This window comes from Marinobacter sp. ES-1 (assembly GCF_000475255.1).
In the GTDB taxonomy this organism is placed as follows: domain Bacteria; phylum Pseudomonadota; class Gammaproteobacteria; order Pseudomonadales; family Oleiphilaceae; genus Marinobacter; species Marinobacter vinifirmus.
The window spans coordinates 1-1193 of sequence record NZ_AXBV01000080.1; the positions used below are offsets into that span (position 1 = coordinate 1).

Genomic DNA, 1193 nt, shown 5'->3' on the forward strand with positions numbered 1-1193 from the left:
TAACAAGTGACTGTGGTGTCAATCGCATATATTAAGCCATATTTTCACGCCACGGCTCCTGATTCTTGACCATGGTATTGAGCACCACAATCATCTTTCTCATACAGGCAATCAGAGCGACTTTCGGGATTTTTCCCTGGGCCTTGAGACGTTCGTAAAAGCGTTTGAAGACCGGGTTGCACTGGATGGATGAGAGCATGGCCATGAACATGACGGTTCGAACCCTGTGCCGGCCACCTCGTATTCGCCGCTTGCCATTGAGTTTGCCGCTGTCCCGGTTTATGGGTGCGACACCGACGAGCGCGGCAATCTCCTTACGGTTCAGCGAACCGAGCTCCGGGAGCTCACTCAGGAAGGTGTAAGCGAGCACTTTCCCAACACCAGGCACGCTGGTCATGATCTCCATTTTGGTACGCCACTGATCGACTTTGGCGACCTCTTGGTCGATCTGTCGGGTCACCGTTTCAATCTGGCTCTGGAGTACTCTGAGCAGGCTTTTGATGGACCGGTGAAGGTATTTGGGCAGTATCTGGAGACGGTTTTTCTCCATGGTGGACATTTCCAGAAGCTGAGATCGCCGGATCAGTAAGTCCTTAATTTTCTGGGAAGTCTTATCCGGAATTGGCTTGATCTCTGGCTTCAGCGTGGCGGCGTACCGGGCAATGACCTGTGCATCGATCCGGTCGGTTTTGGCAAGCACACCGATAGCCTGGGCGTAGCGCCGGACGCTGATGGGATTGACCACGATGATGGGCAAGCCAGCCTGGTCGCAGGCTTGAACCAGTGCATGTTCGTACCGCCCCGAGGCTTCCACGACGATGCGTTCGACGTTGTAGTCTTTAAGGATTTTGACGAAGTGCCGGATGTGGGCTTCGGTATTTGGGATGGTGTGAAATTGCCCGGAGGGATGGAGGGCGATGTCCAGATTGGCTTTACCGACATCGACACCGACATTGACTGGGGTTTGGATTTCCGTGTGGTTCATAATAAGCTGACTCTGCCTTGCTATACGGGCTCGAGGCCCCGATGACTGTTCGAGTTATCGCTTGAGAGTCATGCAGCGCTACACACTTGTTATCGGTCTCTCGAAAGAGGAGCCAGGCAAGCATCGAGCTGCTGCATGAAGGCCCCCAGCGGCCACTGGGGGTGGGCCTCAATTTACCCAAACACGGCAGAAATTATCCATACAAGGC

The 1193-nt window shown here is 53.9% G+C and carries 1 protein-coding gene; it reads right to left on the reverse strand.

Translation table 11 applies throughout. The features are described from left to right. Nucleotides 1-31: 31 nt before the first annotated feature. Nucleotides 32-985 carry an IS110 family transposase gene (locus Q668_RS13750; RefSeq protein WP_022990198.1) on the reverse strand — a complete coding sequence of 318 codons (954 nt, stop codon included), beginning with the start codon at nt 983-985 and terminating at the stop codon, nt 32-34. Between the last annotated feature and the right edge of the window lie 208 nt (nt 986-1193).

What these genes read in the sequence shown, in the direction of transcription:
- Q668_RS13750 (WP_022990198.1), bottom strand. Translation starts at nt 985, where the DNA reads ATGAACCACACGGAAATCCAAACCCCAGTCAATGTCGGTGTCGATGTC.